This window comes from Dyadobacter sp. HNCC25DJ185 (assembly GCF_056895195.1).
Genome location: NZ_JBXHAR010000003.1, coordinates 315,497 through 334,580, shown reverse-complemented (window position 1 = coordinate 334,580; position 19,084 = coordinate 315,497). Strand labels below are relative to the sequence as shown.

Below are 19,084 nucleotides of genomic sequence, written 5' to 3'. Positions count from 1 at the left end.
CTTAGGAGGGTTGGTTTTCTTTTTTCAAATGGTCGTAACCGTTGGGTAATCTGTTGTAGCCATTGTCTTTCAATCGTTGTCCCAGACCTTTATAAAAAGCTGGATCAGCGGGCGCGACGGTGGCCATCCCGTCGACATAGCGGTTGTACAGGCAAAACAGGGCGGCGATCAGCACGGTGTCGTGGATTTCGAGATCGGTCGCACCGCGCTCTTTGGCCAGTGCAATCGCATCTTCAGTAACCGCTTTTCCGCTTACCTGAACCTGCCTGGCTATTTTTAGCAATGCTTTCATTTTCTCGCTTACCGGCGCCAGGTCGATATCCTGCTTCATGATCTCGCAGGTTTCGCTTTCGCCCAGCAATACATCGGCAGCAGCGGTGTGAGCGGCGGTGCAGAATTTGCATTCATTGTGATGCGACACGATCGTAGCGATCAGTTCGCGTTCGGCGGGCGTCAACGACGACTCGCCGCGCAATAACGTCTGCGTCAAAATCCGGATCGGATGCGCAGTGACCTGGCTGTATTCCAGCAAGCCTGTGATACCCGGCAAATGCTCGGGCAGTGGGATATAGGGCATTTTGTAAATGCTTAATGATGATAAACGGCGACGAAAAGCTTAGTCTTGCAAAACCGGGTACCGGACATAACCTGTAAACGCCATACGCTGACCCATTTCACGGTACGCCTCATTGTCTTGTGGCGCCCAGGTGCCCAGTCCGTCGACGTAGCGGTTGAACATGCAGAATGCTGCAGCAATAAGTACGGCATCGTGGATTTCACGATCGGTAGCACCTTCTTCGCGGGCGGCAGCGATGTCCTCCTCTTTAACTTCCTTGCCGCTTTTCTGCACTTTGGCAGCGATGTTAAGCAGGGCGCGAAGCTTAGGGGAAACAGGTATCTCGTTGAACCCCTGCTTGATGTCGTCGATCAGGCCCAGATCGCAATTCAGATGCGCCATAGCGGCTGATGCGTGGGACGTGTGGCAAAAGTGGCAGTTGTTCAGGTATGAGACGTGCGCGGCGATCAGCTCGCGTTCGCCGCTGGTTAGGGTGGATTCGCCCCTCAGTAAAGTTTCAGCCAGCAACTGCAGCGGCGTGGCTGTTTCAGGGCGAAAATTGAATAATCCTACGATGCCCGGAAGGGATTCATCGGGTAATGAAATATGTGCCATTTGAAGATATCTGTTTTAGTAAATCAGTTCTACTCCTGTTGGCGCGTGCAGAGCAGCTCGCCAGAGGTTGTAAACGAATGATATAACTAAGCCAGATTGGGTGGCGGGGATGGAATTTTGAAATGCCTCTCAGGCAAGACAGAGCAAACAGAAGTATGAAAAGGGTGTTGGGCGGGCGTCCATTCCAGCACATAAAAAATGTGCTTCCGGTCCCGGCTCATATATTCTTTCAATAAATTTTTTAAAATATGGGAATGCTGGCCTTTTTGCGAATCAGCGGACTGACCGGTAACCTGGTCATTGATTTTGGAAACCAACTCACTGAATCGATCCCTTGCATTCTGATCGACTTCACATTGCACGTACAGTGTATCGTTGAGCAGCTGCTGGCTTTTCATCTGGTAAAACTGGCCCTCGTGCTCAATTTGACCGTGAACCGGTTCCGGCGCATCCCAGTTGTTCTGGTAAGGCACAGCGACAGGCACTTTAATGATAAGGTCCCCGGATCCTGCTGCTTGCTTTACAAAATTTTTACCGGTTTCGCTCACAGTAAGCCGCTCTTCCGACAGGTAGACCAGCGAGTAGCCTATCATGTTGTAAAGCAGAAGCCCTAGAAGCAATATGGATAAAATCCTGCGCAATGCTTAAATATTGAAATTTTCTTGTGGTTCTCGCAAATGTATAAAAAGCTTTTGAAGGTTTCGCAGCTTTTCACCCTATTTTTGTATACAAATTATTGAAAAATCAATTACAAATATACAGCATGCCTTTTATAAATTTCAATACCAATAAAGTGGTCAAGATCTGGGACGGAATTTACGGGACGCTGGCGCATTCCGAAAAGCAGACTTTCGCGCACTTCACGATAGACCATGGGACTGTTCTGCCGGAGCACAGCCACTTCCACGAACAATGGTGCCACGTGCTCGAAGGCGAGCTTGAATTTGTGATCGACGGCGAGAAAATGCTGCTGACCAACGGGATGACCGCATATATCCCTTCCAATGCCCCACATTCGGCAGTCGCACATACCGCATGCAAAGTGCTTGATTGCTTTACTCCTGCCCGCCAGGATTTTATCGAGCTGGAAAAACAACAGGAATAGTGTTATAACCGTACCCCTGTATTCCCCCCCTTTTCCATCGAGATATCTACGGGGATATTGGTTTTCCAAGCACCCCGGGTAAAATCAGGGACATCGATGGAATGAGAGCGATGCGCAACTGACCATTCGCTGAGCGGCGATATGGAACTCCACAACGCGGCATCATATACATCCTGATCGAGCGGCAGGCCATTTCTCAGGCAATCGATTGTGCGCCAGTCCATCAGAAAATCCATGCCCCCGTGTCCGCCGACTTTCTTTGCCATTTCACCTATTTTTTTAACAATCGGCGGTGTGTATTTGGCCTCGATTTCTTTATATGCTTCCGGCGAAAGCCATTCGTGGCCTTGTGAATACCTGGCCGGCTCGGGGTACTTCTGCGCAGATCCTTTGGTGCCGCTGATCGTCTGGATCCGGGAATAAGGCCGTGGCGAGCTGATATCGAACTGTACCATGATGGTTTTCCCTTTCTTAGTCCGGATCGTAGAGGTGTTCATAGTCCCATTGTAAGGCCTGCCTACAAATGGCTTAAAAAATGCATCGCCGGCTGCCAGTCGCTTCGCCATTTCATTCATTATAAAATCCCCGGACGACATCGAAACCAGATAGTCCATGGCATCGCCCCTGTTAATGTTCATCACCTGACAAATCGGGCCCAATCCATGTGTGGGGTACAGGTTTCCCGTCCGCTCGGAGATTTCTTTTAATTCCCACATCTGATAAAACCGCTCCTTGTCGAAGACATATTCCTGCAGATTGTGGATGTAAGCACCCTCCCCATGGACAATCTCGCCGAAAAAGCCCTGCCTGGCCATATTCAGAGTCAGTAGTTCCGAAAAATCATAACAACAATTTTCGGTCATCATGCAGTGCTTTTTGGTCTTTTCCGATGTTTCCACCAGTTGCCAGCACTCTTCGATGGTCTTAGCCGCAGGCACTTCCACGCAAACATGCTTACCATGTTCCATGGAGAAAACGGCCATCGGCGTGTGCAGTGCCCAGGGGGTTACAATGTATATCAGATCAATGTCTTCTATTTCACAAAGCTTTTTCCAGGCTTCGGGGCTCGTGTGGAAACCTTGCGGATTGTGGCCGGAAGCGGCTGTCATTTTTGTAGCTTCGGCCACTTTCCCGGGACGCAAATCGCACAGTGCCTTGATCTCTACACCCTCGATCTTGTTCATCCTTTCCACTGCCGCCATACCCCGGTTACCCAAACCGATAAACCCTATACGCACCGTTTGCAGCTTTGGGGCCGCGTAATTACACATATTGAACTCCTGCTTTTTAACAACAGGCAAATCCTGTCCGCTCACTTTTTTGTTTACAGACAGTAAGTCACCAACGGCAACCCCCAATCCTGCGATCTTCAAAAAGTCCCTGCGATTCTTGTCCATCATCCGATTATTTGCTTTGATTTTGTGATGAATTCCAAAAAAGTGCCTGATCAATAAACTGATATGCTTCTTTGCGGACCTCTGCCGGGAAATCGTGCAAAGCATCAGGATAGGCTACTGATAGGTTTTTTTCTTTACCAAATAACTTATACACCGGCAGCACTTTTTCGATGCCAGCCTTTACACCTTTTACATCAAAATTGCTGTCCCGCAAAGGCGAATTGGAAAAGAAAGGCCGTGGGGCGATCGCGCCGATCAGCTCATCGTAGTCAAATGGGATACGGTCATCTTCCAGGTTGTACTTTTCTTTAAAAAGCGGCATGTAACGGTCCTGCGCATACGGGCCCAATCGTCCGCCATACCTTTTGGAAGCTTCCTCTCCGATGTTATAGTAATCCAGCATGGTCCAGCCACAACTGGAAACGACTACTTTTAATCTCTTGTCAAAGGCTGCCACAAACATGGCATTATGGCCGCCCAGGGAATGCCCGATCACGCCTATGCGCCTGGAATCGACATCTCCCCTGGACACCAGGTAATCCACACAACGGATATGGTTGAAAATGCCCTTCATGGTACCCGACTGGTACCGGTCATTTTTAAAATCATAATTCTGTGAATCCCCGAAACCCGGATAATCCGGCGCAATCACCACATATCCTTTTTCGGCAAGTTCCCTGGCATAGCCCAGGTTCTTGTTCTTTCCCTGTCCATCCACGCTCCTTTTGCCAATCGCGTCGGTTTCATGCAAGGCAAGCATGGCAGGACGGCGCTTCATCAGTATTTTTCCCTGGATCGGTAAGTACAGGTAAGCGGTTAATTCTTCCCCATCCGCCACATTCAGGATCATGGTATAGCGTTTGTAATTTTTCTCGCGCAAACTGTCCACAAAACGGACCGAAACCGGCTCACGGGCTACCGGGCCGGGCAACCTGCCCATCACGGCCTGCATGCTATCGAGGATCTGGGCGCGTTTTTTCTCCCAGGCTTTGGCCGTTGTTACCGGCCTCACCTGTCCTGCCCTATTCTTGTAGCTGAGCAATTCCAGCCTGCCTGGCATCAGACTGGCAGAGAAGCCGGTCAGGAGCAAGAATATCGCAGCAATTTTATGCATCCGGGCTGACATAATCGCGGTCGCTTTTGGCTGCTAGCGACTCAGTCAAAAAAGCGGGCGTATAACCGTTGTCATCCGCCCACTTGACGGCTGTCAGTATCCGCTCGCGGTAGTCGGGCTCGTACGCTTCGTAAAACGGGTAAAAGTATTGCTCGTGCACCAGCAGGTCCACAAAGGGCGGCTTAGTACCCTTTCTTTCATGACTTTCCAGATGCGGCACGATTTCGTCCAATTCCTTTTTATCGATCACTATGCTGGCCCTGACGAAAGTAATGTCCTGGGTGGTATCGCGCCATACAAAGCGTTTCTTAATGTTACGCCTTTGTTCTACGCTCAGATAATATGCAGCCGGGTATTCGTCATCGTCTACGTTAAAGTAACCTAGTTGTCCGGTGTAGCCGGCGTCGCGCATGGCCCGGGACCCTTCCGCAGTTGCCTCGCCCCAATGGATGGTCGTAACAGAGCCCATCACTTCTTCTCCTGCAAACCGTCGTATCTCGCCCATAATCAGGTCACAATCCCTTTTTACCTCGTCGTAACCTGCGTTGATATAAGGTCTATCCGGAAACTCCCCCAATGCATGGAAACTCAGGCGCAGCCAGCTGGAATTGTCCTTCCACTCATTTTTATACTGGTCTGTAAAATCAGAAAGATTGAAACCGTCGGTCTGATAAAAAAGATTCAGGTGGATTTTGGTACCGTACTGAATGTTGACTTCCCTCAGGAAACCCAGATAAGGGTTGTCGAAAAGTGATTGGTACACGTCCTTATTTTGCTGAATATCCCTTAAAAACCAGATATTATCGTCTATCGATAGCCGGTAGTGCCCTGCAAAATCTTTCAGCCAGAAAACGGTCACATTTGCTTTTTCACCCGTACGCAGATTTTCCGCCTCAATACTGTTTTCATATCCGGTTAACCTGATCTCCGCATAAAAAGCATCTTTCTTAAAAACAGCCTTGACATTGTTTACTAAAATCTCCGCATCTTCAGGCGCGGAAATTTTCACAGTGAACTGTAAATAGTCGTCCGTCATTACTCCATCGCGCGCATGCAGCACATCACCTTCAACCGGGAACAAAAAGTTGATCGGGTTATTTTCCATTATAAAGAACTGATTTTTTTCTGCTGGATATCAATAAGTAGCCCGTCCACCGGAAAGGTCAAAAGTGAAGCCGGTCGTGAAACTGCTTTCGGGCGAAACGATAAACGCGGCCATATTCGCGGCCTCCTCCAGGGTTCCTGTACGTTTCATCGGGATCTTGTCCGTCATGTATTTCACTTGCTCAGGCGGCATGGCGTCAACCAGCGGCGTTTGTATCACCGCGGGGGCCAACGCATTGACGGTTATACCGGTTTCGGCGTACTCTTTTCCCTGCACTTTTGCCATCCCGATAACTGCTGCCTTGGACGACGAGTAAGCCAGCATCCCTGCGTTACCTTCTTTTCCCGCGATGGAGGCAATGTGTAAAATCCGTCCGTAATTGTTGGCAAGCATGTATGGCAGTACGGCCCTGGCAGTATAAAAGCTGCTCATAAAATTGATTTCAAATACCTTACGCAGGTTTTCCGGATCTACTTCGTGGCTTTTGATGTTGGTCGCCCCCGTGATCCCGGCGCAATTGATCAGGATATCTATTTTGCCAAAACGTTCATTGATCCGCGCAACCCCGGCCTCCACCTGTGCCTGGTCGGTAAGATCCAGTGCTACAAGCTCTTCATATTTTTCATGATCGACAAATTGTTCCCGAAGCGCCTTTTCATTGATATCGAAAAGGCCTACACATGCTCCCTCGTTCAACAATTTATGGGCGATCACCAAACCTAACCCGGATGCGGCCCCGGTGATAATTGCAACTTGCTTAGAAAAAGTGGTCATCGTCCCCGGTGATTGTTTAGTCATATTTAGCTTGCCGGATGTAAAAGTACATTCCTTAAAAAATTTAACTATTCTTTGGTCAATGTTGTTTCCAAAGGCCTGATTTCCCAGCTCTCGTCATTGATTATGTCCATGACCCTCTGATTCAATTCTTTGATATATGCAATTGACGAAGCATCGGGAATGTACGCTGCCTTGCGTGCAATGCTGTTCTTTAAAACCCCTCTTGCAATGAGTAGTTCCTTCTCCGCATAATGGAAAAGCTCCATGTTCTGCAGGGAGAAAAAGATCTGGGGCATTACTTTTTCGAACAGATCAAAGGCCCGGGCATGTTCGCCATTCCTGCGCAGGTTAAATACTTTCTGAAGTATATCGGCTACCGCCAGTCCCGGCATTACACCACGGATACCGATGGGGACAAGTTCCAGCATGTACAATCCACCCCAACCTTCAAACAAGCCCACTTTATCACCGGTAGCCTTGATAATGCTTTCGAATTTCGGTGCACAAAGCGGTTCTTCCAGCTTCAGGTACTTAAAGTTCGGGTTCTCATCCATCAGTTCCTTGATGAATTCAACGCTGATCGACGCACCGCCAGGATTGAAATCCTGGATCAAAACAGGGGTATTGGGTATCGATTGAAGAAATTCGGAAAGATATTCTTTGAGGGATGCTTCCGGCAGGCCGAAGATCCGTGGTACCGCCAGAGAGATCACATCAGCACCTGCCTTCACATTGGCTTTTGCCAACCGCATCGCAATTTTCAGGGAAGGGTGGTTGGACTGCGCCACGATCTTGATCCGGCCTGCCGCGTGCTCTACGGCCACACGAACGACCTGCAGCTTTTCATCGTCGGTCAGTTTGTAAAATTCACTCGCGTAGGCGGGCAGGCAAACCGCTTCAATCCCGCCGGCAACGGCAAAATCAATCAGGCTGCGGAGGGCGTCTTCGTCAATCTCCTCATTTTCAGTAAATGGAGTCGGGATAATGGGTACCACTCCAAACAATTCGTTTTCTGAATTCATCTTCATAAATTATGTTTATTGACTGACTTTAACCAGTTTCTTTTGTTGAGCTTTATTGTCCACAATGGTGAGTATCAGCGTAGACGCCAGCACCAGTATTCCCCCAATGATTGCCTGTGTTTTCAGGGTCTCCCCTAAAATGAACGCTGCGATCGGCAAACCCATGAATGTGATCAGATAATTGGAAAGCGCTACTTGGGTGGCATCCAGGTATTTGAGTACGCTGAAAAACAGGATCATGGACAAGAAGTTGTGGAACAGCGTCAGCGCGATCATGCCTGTCCAGGTTTGTGCCGTGTAATCCGGGATTTTCGAGAACATTTCGGGCTCGTAATACCACACCAGCGGCGCCAGCATGATCACCAGGACGAGGTAGGTGTAAAAAACCATCTCCATCTCCGTGTATTTTTCAGCCACCTGCTTACAACCCACGTTGTAATAAGCATTGCCGATGATCGCCAGGAAAATGAGCAGGTTGCCTAATGCATAGCGCGAACTGAGATCCATTTTCTTGATATCGTCGGTCGAACAGAGCAAGACCCCGATGATCGCTATGGCAAAGCTGATCCAGCGTATCGTATTCATTTTTTCTTTCAGCAGAAAGAACGCAAACACGGCTGTAATGACCGGCAGCGCTAAAACAAGTATGGCAGCATTACTGGCCAGTGAATATTGGGTACCGTAGGTCATCAAAACCTGCGAAGGAAATGCGCCCAATGCGCCAAGCTGCACGAAAATCAGTACGTCTTTGATCTTCTTTTTGCCTTTTCTAAAATCCTTGATCACAAACGGGGCCAGAAAAATTGTTGCCAGCAGCATCGGCAGCCAGACCGTGAAATAAGGCCCTACCTGATCCTGTACGAGCTTAATGCAGGTAAAATGAAACGACCAGATGAGGTTACACAGAAATAATATCGTCCAGGACAGAAATGCTCTTTTCATTGATTCACAATTAAATATTGGCCTGTTTTATATTTCTCAATCGCCTGCTGGTCCAGTTCTATACCCAATCCGTTGCCCTGAGGTACTTTCGCCGCTCCATGCTCAAATGCGATGGGGTTTACGATCAGGTCATCCACTCTTACCAGTTCCCCGAAAATGTCCGAAGGTATCGTGCAATTGATACTGGCTGCCGCGATATGCAATCCCATAGTCTCCGAAATTCCGAGGTCCACCTCCGATCCGCGCCAGCAAGGCTTTCCTTCCAGGTGCGCGACTTCCGCCAATAGTACCGAATTGTATGCCGAACCGTTAAAATTGTAGCCGTCTACCGCGTCGCTTCTTACAAATGCGATCATATCGCGGATATCCTGGGTGTAAGGCAGGGAAATGTGGCGGTAAAGCGGTATGCCGAGTTTTTCCTTCAGGTATTTAAAACCCTGAACATCAGCATGAAGGATTGGATCTTCAAGCCCCAGCATCACCGCCATTTCAACCCCTTCCATCAGTTTCAATGTCGTCTCCACATCGTTCCAGCGCTGGTTGGGATCTAACAAGACCTTGATACCGTCGCCGCATTTCTTCTTAATTTCTTCCGTCCAAAGCCGCACCGGATCTTCGTCGGAGCATTTGAATTTGAACACCTTATGGCCTTTTTGCATCGCCTCGAAAGCTTTTTGAGCAGCATCTTCCGGTGTCCGGCGGCCTGTCCAGCCCATGCAGTCGATTGCATCGCGGTAACCTCCGCCGAGCAATTGATATACAGGTACCTGCAAAATCTTTCCTACCAAATCCAGCACCGCACATTCAAATGCCTCGTAAATCCGCTGGTCGGTTACGGGCAACCTCCGCCAGTTCAGCTTCAAAATATCTTTACCCGAAAACAGCTTCATGCTTTCCCGGATCAGCGCGGGAGAAGCGCTTCTATAGGTTTCGCCAATGCCGGTCAGGCCATTTTCCAGGATTATCTCGATGATCCATTTGGGTTGGTTTGCAAATTCCGTCCAACTTTCACCAGTCATGAATTTCTTTGCAAACTCGGTGTCCTTGTCCAGCACCATTTCGGAGTTCAGGCTGCCGGGTTTGGCAGGCACGATCACTTCCGTGGCTTTGATGGACGCTATTGTTGTCATTTTACTATTCTCCAATGTTTTGCGGGTATTTTTCAGCCAGCTTCCGGATGTCGTAGCTGAAATCAATAAATAATTTCTCCCATTTTTCGGCTGTTTCCTCGGTATATGGGTAAAAGCCTTTTGCATTGCTGACGCCTTTTGCACCCGATGCGACGAGCTTTTCCATCATCTCCGGGGTTTTGGTCGTATTGTCCAGTTCAGGGAAAAGGTCCCTCATCACAGTCAGGTAAGCAGGTATGCCCGTCAGGTCCATAAACCGGAACGGTCCGGCAAATGTGATCCAATAACCCAGGTCATTGCGCAATGAACGGTCCACATCTTCCACGGTTGCATAGCCGTTTTCAACCAGATTGAAAGCTTCCCGCAGCATTGCATACATGATCCTGTTGGTGATAAAACCCCGAATGTCCTTTCGAAGCAGCGACGGTTCTTTGCCCCAGGATTCGGCCAGCTCAACAATCTGATAGGCATAGTTCACATCCGAATCCTTCCCGCAAATCACTTCCATAAAACGGGTAATATGTGCAGGCTCAGCCCAATGGATTCCAAGCAAACGTTCGGGGAACGCCAATCCTTCCTGCAATACCGAAACCGGGATGGCCGAGGTATTGCTCCCGATGATCGCCGTGGAGGAAAGCACGGTTTCCAACTGCCTGTACACACTTTTCTTTTCCTCTACACTTTCAGTAATCGATTCAATCACTACTTCATGACCGGCCAGCAAGGAAACATCATCTGTAATCGTAATCCTTTCAATAACCAGTTCAGGCGATTCAGTGAGCAATCCTTCTTCGGAAAGTTCAGTCAGGAAACCCAAGATACGTTTTCTGGCACCGACCGCCTCCTCCTGGCTTTTCACCAGGGAAGTCACTTCGTGACCTGCCGCCAGGATGCAGGTAGCAATGCTGCTACCCATCAAACCTAATCCTACTGTCCCGATCCGCTGTTTTGCACTCATATTTTTAACAAACTCAATTCCGATTAACCAATGATCGCGATGGCGTCGATCTCTATTTTAATCCCGTCAGACAGAACCGATTGAACGGTAGTCCGGGCAGGACGGATCCCTTTGAAAAATGAACCATAAGCTACATCATAGCGGTCGAAATCGTTGATATCTTCCAGATGCACCGTGCATTTCATAATATCATCAATGGTGCCACCCGCCGCCTCAACTACTTTCTTGACGTGTTCCAACGTCAGCAAAGTTTCTTCCTCAATGGTCCCATGGATCACCTCGCCCGTTGCCAGGTCCAAAGGTCCCTGGCCGCTGATGAACAACATACCATTTTTCAAAACACCGGCAGAATAGGCGCCGGTGTTTGCACTTTTATCGGGATGCGTAATTTCTTGTTTCATTTTGAGCTGTTGGCTATTCGCTGTCTATCTGTTTTTGTTGCGGTGCTCTGCACCTTGCTTTATACTTTATTGAATGCTTTGCTACAAATCTTTCGGTGCTCTGCACCTTTTGATCTGGGTGCAGAGCACCATAAGATTTGCAGAATTATCAATATTCCGGTTCACCCCCAAGGTGCAGCGCACCGTAACAACGAACCGCTAAAACCTTTTTTCTAACTCCCACTTCCCAAACTCCTCCAAAAACGCCACCAACGCTCCCACAGCCTTCCCGATCAAATGCTCACCCTTTTCCGCAGTCGCTTTTTGCGGTTCCCCGCTGCTGCCGTTGCTCGAGATAAAAGCCGTTTGTTTGAAAAGCGTTACGCCCCTGTACGGTTCGTCGTCTTCCCAGGCAATGTATCCGTTGCTTTCCGGGCGCAATGCGCGTTCCGCCTTTTCCATCCATACTTTTTCGGGAAAAATGTGCAGCATCATGCTGGTTTCGTATTCGCAGGCGTGGCTCAATGCCGGACTTTCCATCGGCGCTTCTCCCGCAAAAGGCTTTCCGCCCAATTCCCAGTAGGTTACCAATGCAATGTTAGGCTGTAAATCCTGATCATACTTTTTACTCAAAATGGCCAGCGCTTGTTTGACCGGCGTAATATTTCCGCCATGCCCGTTGAGCAGCACAATTCTTCGGAAACCATTCTGTAAAAATGAACCTACGAGGTCTACGATCACCTGCACATACAATGCCGGATTGATGCTGACCGTACCGCCAAAAGACAAGTGATGATCACTGGAACCGAACGGCAACGTGGGGCAAAGCAATACCTGATCCGGCAATGTGGCCTCTGTTAAACCCGCAATCTTCGTTACGATATCCGTATCGGTAGAAACCGCCATATGGGGACCATGCTGTTCTGTTGCGCCCAAAGGGAGCACCAATACGGACTTGTCAATTTGCAGGTTAATACTCGGGTAACTCAGATTTGAAAACAACATAGGTACTCTTCAAAAGGAATATTCAAAAGTATAAATTAAGTTTTTTGTTTACAAAAAATATAAAAAATAGTTTACAAAAAATTAAAATTGAACTTATCCATTAAATTTTAAAAATATCCTGATCACAAACACGTCTGGACTGAACCAATTGCACGATTGTAGCGCTCAGTATCAGGGCGAACGCAATCCAGTTTAAAATAGCTGATAATCCCTCAAATTTGACAACAAGCAGCAAACCAGAACCGGCGGCCAACAGGGCGAACGCGCGGTAATCATGCAGCTTTCTTGCCTTTAAAAACGAGATCACCAGGCTGAACAAAATAACGCCGGACAAAACCGGCAAAACCCAGGCCGCATACTTTGCAACCGACAGGCCCATCAAACTGAACACGTTCAGATAAGCCGCCAGACAAATGCTGCATTTGGGCATAAGAATGATCAGAAAAGCCGATGCAGCCTGGATAACCCCCCGAAACGCATTGAGCAGTGCAGACTTTCCTGCACGCTCAAACGAAACATTGCGACTTTGCTCCATAACCAATTCAATGACAGCAGCTTGAACCATTACCAGTGGACCCGACATTCATTTCTTTCGCTTTGGAGGGCGGCACATCATTCGCTGGGTTCATATCGAAAAATCCGTTTGGCTTCAACAAAAACCCGATATAGGCGGTCGGCATCACAGGATAATCCTCCGGTCTCGGAATGTGGGTATGGCCCATTGTGTACCACACCACCAGGTCGGTATCGGCAACTGGCCGGTCCTGCTGCGTCCATTTGATCAAACCATCGCCGCCTTTGTGCTGATTGGGATAGTTTCCTGCCGCAAACTGCTCATTTTCATCAAATGGGGTCACCCAAAGGTGATTCTGAACAAAACCTGCGCGGCGGTACCAGCTGGTGTCGTCATCGGCAAAAGGATAGCAGTTATCACCGGGCATGAGCTTATACCCTACCGGTTCGCCCATTGCGTTCTTCGATTCCGGATTGACTATTTTCCACGTCCTTGCCGATTGCAGGTTCAGTTGTCTGCGTGCATTCAACTCGGTATCCAGCAAGGTCGGCTGTGCGTAAAATGCGTTAGCGAATGGATTGTCGGGGCCTTTTTCCCCTCTTTTTACATCAATTTCGTAAACAGAATTGGCGGCACCATCAATGTCAAAGTCAAGCCTCACATTGAAGAAATGCTGGTGGTTTGGTGCGTATAACTGCGGCGCGACCAAGGTGCCATATTTGGATTTCACGCCTTCGGGCAATGCTCCCAGCGAAAGGATACCTGTTAATTTAATCTCAAACTGAATATTCCCGTCCTGGTACAAATACCAGAAAAAGCCATATTCATAATTTTCCACGGTCGAAAAAGAAGATACCACCAGCCTGCGCGAGCGGCGGACTTCGGGAATACCGTCGCGACGGTCGGTATGTTTCCATAGGATGCCGTAGTCCTCCTCGTGCATGCAAATGGCATTTTTTATCGTAAAAATCTCGCCGCGGCTATCATTCATCACGGCATCGAAATATTGGATGTAGCCCAGGCAATCGCAGCCCAATGTCAGGCTGTTCGCACACTGGCCCATGCCGTATTCCCCGGAATCAAAAGCATTCTTGCGTTTTTGGGTATCAGTAGGATCTCCGTAAGGCACGACCATTTCGGAAAGCGAGGCGCGGTAAAGGATCGGCCGAACTTTGCCTTCATCATTGTAAGTCAGGTAATGCAGGGTAAGTCCTTCGCGGGAGTTGAAACCGATATGGAAATTCCATTTCTGCCAGCTTACTTCATAACCATTGATAGAAAAACTCGGCCCCTCGGGCTGCGTGATTTCCAATGGCTTGATATCAGTCCGCATTGTCTTGACGCGCTCGGTTTTATAATTACAATCCTGCGGCGGCAAAGCGGTATAACCATAATCCTCTACGCGAAGCAGCTCCATTTTATTGAGATCGACAACCGGACGGATACCTTCTATCGGATGCGCATAACCATTATCGGTGGCGTCGCTTCTCACAAAACAAAGCGGCCTGGCCAGCCTCACGGTATCCTCTTCCTCATCCCCGTAATTACCCGCTGTCCAGATATCGATCATGACCAGGTCGGGGTTGGTAATCCCGTATCGCTTTAATGCTTCATGAAATTCAGGTGCATTTTTGATCACTTCTTCGCACTCGATCTGCTCATCGGCAGTCATGGTCGGCTGCACGCCGGGGATATGCTCCCAGGAAAGGACTTTTTTGTCCGACAATGAAATGACGGATTCGTAGGTGTTTCCCGAAGCGCTGTCGAGAATGACAGCGAATGCCTTGCGATCGAAAGGCCTTCCGGGGACAAACTGGTAAACAACCTCCTTGGCAGGCTCTTTTAATACGACCGAAACAAAGCGGGTTGTCTCATAAGCCAGATTTTGCTCTTCCCGCACGATCGCAACAGCAGCTTTGATCTCATCGGATGTGAGCGGGTGCAGCGGGTGAACCACCGCCTTCCCTGTTGATACGTTTTCCATGTGACATTAGTAATAGTTGAGTGAAAATGATACTAATTCCAATTTATAAGGATTTCGGAGGAATGTTGTTCATGGTATACCAGGCTTCTGTCGACCATAACTTATTCTCTGTCGTGCTTATGATGGTTCCACGGCTCAATCGGAGGTATATCACATGCCCGGGCTTCATTTTTGGTAGGCCCAGCGTCACTTTTCTTCTGTCCGCAGATACTTTGATTTTATCAATTGTAAGTACTTCTTCATCCATTTTGGGGCCGCCGTAGTTTTCGGTAGGCTTGTACCACCATTGCTTTACCTGGTAATCAGACGACTTATTCCCCGACCCAGCTTTGAGCGGTTCGGTCAATTCTATTTCGATTCCACCGGATTGCGCCCTTACAGCCAGCATTTCAAAAGTACTGGTCCCGTTAAAGGCCAGCCTTTGAAGCCCGTAACGCAGTTTGCCCTTCTTCCCCCAACTCCAGTTAAGACCTACGCCACCGGCATAAAGCGAGCCATCGGGGCCCCAGACGAGCCTGTTGATACACGCTTCCAATCCTTCGCTGAAACGAAAAACCGCTCCCTGATACTGGCCATGCACTTTTTCGAGAAAAACCCTTTGCAACCCTCCATAAGATACATCTCCGTAAACCATTTGATTACGATACGGGCCTATGTCGAGTAAAACGGGTTGGCTGGGCGAATTCGCAATATCGCCCTGTTGGAGCCAGACAGCCGGCGGCGTTTCTTTTTTAGACTTTGTTCCTTCAAAATCTACCACCCTCGAGCCATACCAAGCGCCCGGCTGCAAGTGAATGACCTTGTTTGCTGGCAGCCAGTCGCCCTGGTTGTCTGTAATAAATATCTCATTATCAACACCAAATCCAATCCCATTGGGTGTTCGCAAACCGGTTGCAATGAATTCCAGCGAGCCGGTTTCCTTCGAGATCTTCATCACTTTCCCCCGGTCGGGTACCTGCGGTTGCGTACTGGCCCCTCCATTGTTGATATCCGTGGCGAGTGTTGCATAGAAAAACCCTTCCTTGTATATCAACCCAAAAGCGAATTCATGAAAGTTATCCGACACTTTCCAGCGATTGCAGACAGTCTGGTATTCATCGATGATATCGTCATGGTCCAGATCTACAAGCTTTGTCAGTTCCTGTTTCTGGACAACATAAATGTTTCCGTCTACGACTTTCAATCCAAGCGGTTCTGCGAGGCCTGTTGCAATGCGCTTCACTTGGAAGTCGTCCTGGCTTTTGCTTTTCAAACCATCGACAATGTACACGGATCCCAGGGAATCCCAGGTACTTACTACCAGCCTGCCATCCGCCAGAAAATCCATTCCGCCCACGCGCGGCTGAAACCAGTCCGGCCTGGCCTGAGAAAGCGTGAAACTGGGATGCACAGATTTCAGAGGAAATTCGTCCCCCGGGACCGTGTCCGTTTTAACGGACGATTGCGTTACAGGAGCAGCAGTGACGACTCTTTTTTTCGGCTCGACAGACAGAATATAATGGACCAGAGCAGCCGCATCCTTCATGGAAAGATCCGGGTGGGGAGGCATAGGAATGCTTCCCCAGTTACCGGCACCTCCATTGATAATCTTCAAAGCCAGCCGATTCGCATATTCCTCCCCATTCTTTTTATAGCGATCAGAAATCTCCGCAAAAGCAGGGCCTACCGTTTTCAAATCCTGATTGTGACAGCTGTAACAATCACTTTTCTCTAAAAGCGTCGTCGCGGCAACCTTGCCGTCAGCCAGCACAATCGTTTGCGGAGTGGTATCCTGAATAATCCTGAATGTCTGCGCCAGGGTTGTACTTCCTGTCCGGTTGAGGGTCAATGCTCCTGAATTGATACCGGGACCCGGCTGCATCGAAAGCGAAACAACTGCATTACCGGGGTTGCTTCGAATGATAAAAATGCGTTGGAAACCTACCAGTGTTGTATCCGCATCCACCGGAAAGTATTCGGGCGTTTCTTCAATGCTTACTTTCTGACCTTCAAAAAGCAGGTCGTATTTGAGTGTAATTGTTTCTTTTGAAATCCGGTGACCACGGTATGCGGCTTCCGGTTTAATTGTCTTTCCGTTGTATCGGATACTCCAGAGGTCTTCCCCATTCTCCAGAAGGAAAGTCTGGCCCTGGGAGGTGGGCTGAAAACCGTGCACTCCATTAAATACCGATCCGTCAAAATTGACTTTGCCGAACCAAGCCTTGTAAATGGTAGCCGACTGGGTATTGTAGGCTACATACAGTTTCTTATTGAGCGCAATACTCAGCATCCGCGGCTTTTTATCCAGCACCGAACGCATTGCCCAGGCCTCTCCCGGCCGCTCAATCTTCGGAGCATGAGGGGGCTTATCGTCCAGGAAAAACCCTAAAAGCATCAGGAGTATTCCGATCATTGTTTCTTAAAAGTCAGGCTTAAATAATTCCTCGAAAGACTGGCTTGCAACGTGTTCCGGCTTATTCTCGATGCGGTATCCGATGACTTTCAGAAAGAGCTTTTGCCATAAGGCATATTCCACATCAAATCTGCCCAGAATGGTATTCATCCTGTACGGCATATTTTCGGTAAGCCAAGCTTGCTGGTATGCTGTTTTCAGTTCGCCGCCTTCATCCATGACATCGATGAGCAGGCCATGACAAATGTGGGTGATATCGTACACCACAAAGTCATTCTTCTTGCGCAAAAGCATGGATTCATTCCAGCGGTCGCACATGGTTTTGGCCCAGAGAAACCGGGTAGCAGAGTAGGTCATTAACCTGGCTGTAACCAACATGGAATTAATAAAAGCACTGTCTTTCGCGCTGCATTTTGCCATGGCCTGGATCAACATTCCTTGCGCTTCCTCGCTCATTTTCCGTGCGTTACGAAAATCCTGCTCATGTTCTTTGGTATTTTTGAGATAGTAAGGCAGGAAAGGGTTCGACCAGCTTTCAATGATGGTCCCACGCGGCATTCCGGCTGTATTCTTACCCAGACATTTGTTCAAATACACATTGGAAAGTGCCAGGTATTCAAATGCCTTTTCCATTTCGTCAGCCACTTTCGGGTACAGGATCGAGCTGTAATCCTTGGAGAAAGTCTTTTTATCCGGCACTTCACCCTGCCACGCGCCGATGCAGCCGTAAGCCATAAACATCCACGAAGGACGCACAAAGGGCTCCACGGCATCTGTCCAGACGGAGTTGATAAAACCCAATGTTTTATTTTTCAAACCCGCTTTCAGGCACAGGTCAATGTTGGTATAGGTATAGTCGACATCAGGATAAATGTGGCCCCAGCCAGAAACTGCAGGTTGGATAAAAAATGGCTTTTTCTCCTTGAGTACGGGATTGAGATAGCGGTTGATCTCCACAGTGTCGGGCTTATACTCCCAAATAACCGGAATCACTTCTTTCGGCAGCTTTTTCATGATATCCGGATAGTAATTGTTCATATCTGTCCAGGCCATCACGGTTTTGCCATACTTTTTTAGCTCCGCCTGCACGAAAGTGAGCTGCTGCAGCCAAAGTTCTTCTGAATTGATTTTGCCGTCTTTATCATCCGCGATCCTTTTGGTTTCCCAGGTTTCGTCAAAACCAACGTGGATAAACGGGCTTGGAAAGAGGTCGGTGTATTGCTTGATCCAGTTTTTAAGCATTTCATTGGCGCCTGGCTTACGCGGATCGAGCTCGTGACCGTAGTTCCCGATGGACAGATCGGCGTATTTTTCGTTGCGCAGCAATTCGTGCAGGTGACCGTACAAATTCAAAAACGGCACGACATCCATATGCCTTTGTTTCCCATAAGCAATAATGTCGCGAACCTGCGCCTGTGTATAACCCGATTTGTAAGCGACTGTAGGAAAACCTTTAAGCTCCATACTTACCTCATTATAGAAATAGTATTGATTGGTTTTCCATACCGCCAGGAAATCGATCTGCTTTTTGATTTCGTCGATTGTCGGCAGACCGCCATGCGCGAAATCCATCATGATACCGCGATACGCCAGCTTCGGTCGGTCGGCGATGGTAACGTAGGGAAGAAATGCTTTTTTTCCATCGCTTTGGATCAATTGCCGGATCGTCTGCACGGCATAGTACAGGCCCGCCGTGGTCTGAGCTTCGATTTTGATTTTGCCGGCGGAAATGCTCAGCTTGTAGTATTCCCTGTTGCTTCCGCCAGCCATTTCACCGACTTCCGGTATCTCATGGCCTTTTTCTTTGACCGAAAATTCCAAAACCGCCGCGGGAGCCGATGAAACGGTTTTTGCCTGCTGCCCCGATTTTTCAAGAATGATGGATTTGAGCTCATTAAGCGCGAACACCTCTTCCTTTGAAGCGGCTTTGGGAACCAAAATGCTTATTCCGGCCAGGGGTAATGAGCCGGGACCATACTGGATCGACTCCGGGTTAGGAAATAAAACGGGTTTGTTTTGCGCAAATGCGGAAACTGAAAGGATAAAGAAAAGAATTAGTGGGTTCTGGAAACGCATGCGAAATGAATA

The 19,084-nt window shown here is 48.6% G+C and carries 18 protein-coding genes; 1 reads left to right on the top strand and 17 read right to left on the bottom strand.

Features of this window, described 5'->3' with window-relative positions; translation table 11 throughout:
- Position 1 precedes the first annotated feature (1 nt).
- The 3 genes from AC1XUF_RS09955 to AC1XUF_RS09945 all read right to left on the bottom strand — a co-directional run bounded on the left by AC1XUF_RS09955 (position 2) and on the right by AC1XUF_RS09945 (position 1,812).
- Positions 2 to 577: a carboxymuconolactone decarboxylase family protein gene (locus AC1XUF_RS09955; protein WP_483341626.1), complete on the bottom strand. Its 576-nt coding sequence runs from the start codon at positions 575 to 577 to the stop codon at positions 2 to 4.
- Between the two features lie 39 nt (positions 578 to 616).
- Positions 617 to 1,171 (bottom strand): carboxymuconolactone decarboxylase family protein, encoded by a 555-nt coding sequence (locus tag AC1XUF_RS09950; protein ID WP_483341625.1) that lies wholly within the window; start codon positions 1,169 to 1,171, stop codon positions 617 to 619.
- A gap of 86 nt (positions 1,172 to 1,257) precedes the next feature.
- Positions 1,258 to 1,812 (bottom strand): hypothetical protein, encoded by a 555-nt coding sequence (locus tag AC1XUF_RS09945; protein ID WP_483341624.1) that lies wholly within the window; start codon positions 1,810 to 1,812, stop codon positions 1,258 to 1,260.
- Positions 1,813 to 1,934: 122 nt separating this feature from the next.
- Here AC1XUF_RS09945 and AC1XUF_RS09940 point away from each other — a divergent pair, with 122 nt between their 5' ends.
- Positions 1,935 to 2,276 (top strand): cupin domain-containing protein, encoded by a 342-nt coding sequence (locus tag AC1XUF_RS09940; protein WP_483341623.1) that lies wholly within the window; start codon positions 1,935 to 1,937, stop codon positions 2,274 to 2,276.
- Between the two features lie 2 nt (positions 2,277 to 2,278).
- Here the strand turns inward: AC1XUF_RS09940 and AC1XUF_RS09935 are convergent, their stop codons facing one another.
- The 14 genes from AC1XUF_RS09935 to AC1XUF_RS09870 all read right to left on the bottom strand — a co-directional run bounded on the left by AC1XUF_RS09935 (position 2,279) and on the right by AC1XUF_RS09870 (position 19,072).
- Positions 2,279 to 3,673, bottom strand: a complete 1,395-nt coding sequence (locus AC1XUF_RS09935) for a Gfo/Idh/MocA family protein (RefSeq protein WP_483342022.1) — start codon at positions 3,671 to 3,673, stop codon at positions 2,279 to 2,281.
- A gap of 7 nt (positions 3,674 to 3,680) precedes the next feature.
- On the bottom strand, positions 3,681 to 4,787 hold the full coding sequence (locus AC1XUF_RS09930; RefSeq protein ID WP_483341622.1) for an alpha/beta hydrolase: 1,107 nt from the start codon (positions 4,785 to 4,787) through the stop codon (positions 3,681 to 3,683).
- Complete coding sequence (locus tag AC1XUF_RS09925; protein ID WP_483341621.1) at positions 4,780 to 5,892, bottom strand: hypothetical protein; 1,113 nt, start codon at positions 5,890 to 5,892, stop codon at positions 4,780 to 4,782. Before AC1XUF_RS09925 ends, AC1XUF_RS09930 begins: the two co-directional genes overlap by 8 nt.
- Before the next feature lie 30 nt (positions 5,893 to 5,922).
- The gene (locus AC1XUF_RS09920; RefSeq protein WP_483342021.1) at positions 5,923 to 6,666 is read right to left on the bottom strand and encodes an SDR family NAD(P)-dependent oxidoreductase; all 744 of its coding nucleotides are present in this window, start codon (positions 6,664 to 6,666) and stop codon (positions 5,923 to 5,925) included.
- 68 nt (positions 6,667 to 6,734) lie between these two features.
- The gene (locus AC1XUF_RS09915; protein ID WP_483341619.1) at positions 6,735 to 7,691 is read right to left on the bottom strand and encodes a dihydrodipicolinate synthase family protein; all 957 of its coding nucleotides are present in this window, start codon (positions 7,689 to 7,691) and stop codon (positions 6,735 to 6,737) included.
- A 15-nt stretch (positions 7,692 to 7,706) separates the two neighbouring features.
- Positions 7,707 to 8,633: a DMT family transporter gene (locus AC1XUF_RS09910; protein ID WP_483341618.1), complete on the bottom strand. Its 927-nt coding sequence runs from the start codon at positions 8,631 to 8,633 to the stop codon at positions 7,707 to 7,709.
- A complete protein-coding gene (locus tag AC1XUF_RS09905; protein ID WP_483341617.1) occupies positions 8,630 to 9,763 on the bottom strand; it encodes a mandelate racemase/muconate lactonizing enzyme family protein in 1,134 nt (377 codons plus the stop codon). The genes AC1XUF_RS09910 and AC1XUF_RS09905 overlap by 4 nt, the downstream gene beginning before the upstream one ends.
- A 4-nt stretch (positions 9,764 to 9,767) precedes the next feature.
- On the bottom strand, positions 9,768 to 10,721 hold the full coding sequence (locus tag AC1XUF_RS09900; protein WP_483341616.1) for a 3-hydroxyacyl-CoA dehydrogenase family protein: 954 nt from the start codon (positions 10,719 to 10,721) through the stop codon (positions 9,768 to 9,770).
- Positions 10,722 to 10,744: 23 nt separating this feature from the next.
- Positions 10,745 to 11,122 (bottom strand): RidA family protein, encoded by a 378-nt coding sequence (locus AC1XUF_RS09895; RefSeq protein ID WP_483341615.1) that lies wholly within the window; start codon positions 11,120 to 11,122, stop codon positions 10,745 to 10,747.
- A gap of 198 nt (positions 11,123 to 11,320) precedes the next feature.
- The gene (locus AC1XUF_RS09890; protein WP_483341614.1) at positions 11,321 to 12,106 is read right to left on the bottom strand and encodes a creatininase family protein; all 786 of its coding nucleotides are present in this window, start codon (positions 12,104 to 12,106) and stop codon (positions 11,321 to 11,323) included.
- 100 nt (positions 12,107 to 12,206) lie between these two features.
- Positions 12,207 to 12,641 carry a hypothetical protein gene (locus AC1XUF_RS09885; RefSeq protein WP_483341613.1) on the bottom strand — a complete coding sequence of 145 codons (435 nt, stop codon included), beginning with the start codon at positions 12,639 to 12,641 and terminating at the stop codon, positions 12,207 to 12,209.
- Between the two features lie 7 nt (positions 12,642 to 12,648).
- Positions 12,649 to 14,604 carry a primary-amine oxidase gene (locus AC1XUF_RS09880; RefSeq protein WP_483341612.1) on the bottom strand — a complete coding sequence of 652 codons (1,956 nt, stop codon included), beginning with the start codon at positions 14,602 to 14,604 and terminating at the stop codon, positions 12,649 to 12,651.
- 43 nt (positions 14,605 to 14,647) lie between these two features.
- Positions 14,648 to 16,996 carry a c-type cytochrome gene (locus AC1XUF_RS09875; RefSeq protein WP_483341611.1) on the bottom strand — a complete coding sequence of 783 codons (2,349 nt, stop codon included), beginning with the start codon at positions 16,994 to 16,996 and terminating at the stop codon, positions 14,648 to 14,650.
- Positions 16,997 to 17,002: 6 nt separating this feature from the next.
- Complete coding sequence (locus AC1XUF_RS09870; RefSeq protein WP_483341610.1) at positions 17,003 to 19,072, bottom strand: family 20 glycosylhydrolase; 2,070 nt, start codon at positions 19,070 to 19,072, stop codon at positions 17,003 to 17,005.
- Positions 19,073 to 19,084 lie beyond the last annotated feature (12 nt).